Below are 568 nucleotides of genomic sequence, written 5' to 3' on the forward strand. Positions count from 1 at the left end.
TGCTAAAGAAAAGCGTGGTACGTTCAGTCACGGCCGCTCCATTGAGGAGCGGCCTCATAAAGTCGAAACTCGCCAGGAATTCGGCCACTTTGAAGCTGATACCGTACTTTCTGGCAAACGTAAAGGTCAAGCTGTGGCTACTTTTGTGGAGCGTAAGAGTCGCCTGACAATTGTTAAACGGCTCCATGGCCGCGACAGTCAGTCCATGACTCAAGCCGTACTTGAACTAGCTAGTCAACTTCAAGACAAGCTCAAGACGCTTACCGTAGATCATGGTAAAGAGTTCGCTAACTATCAGACAATTGAACGGCAAACTGGTACTCCGGTTTATTTTGCCCATGCTTATTCACCACATGAACGCGGTAGTAATGAGAACCGTAACCGAGTTTTGCGACGATTTATTCCCAAGGGACAAGCTATTGAAGAGCTGAGCGATCGCCAGCTGGTTCAAATCAATTGGTATCTGAATTCCCGGCCACTTAAATGTCTTAACTGGCGCACACCAATCGAGATCTTCCTGCTTAATTTACGTCATTAAATTCGTTCAAGTTATTTCTTGCAATCTGCC

Annotated in this window: 1 protein-coding gene; it reads left to right on the plus strand. The window is 46.3% G+C overall.

The annotated features are described in order from the left end of the window. On the plus strand, positions 1 to 538 hold a 538-nt coding region (locus tag HMPREF0501_RS08470; RefSeq protein WP_006917600.1), incomplete at its 5' end, for an IS30 family transposase. Positions 539 to 568 lie beyond the last annotated feature (30 nt).

The organism is Limosilactobacillus coleohominis 101-4-CHN (assembly GCF_000161935.1).
Classification (GTDB): Bacteria; Bacillota; Bacilli; order Lactobacillales; family Lactobacillaceae; genus Limosilactobacillus; species Limosilactobacillus coleohominis_A.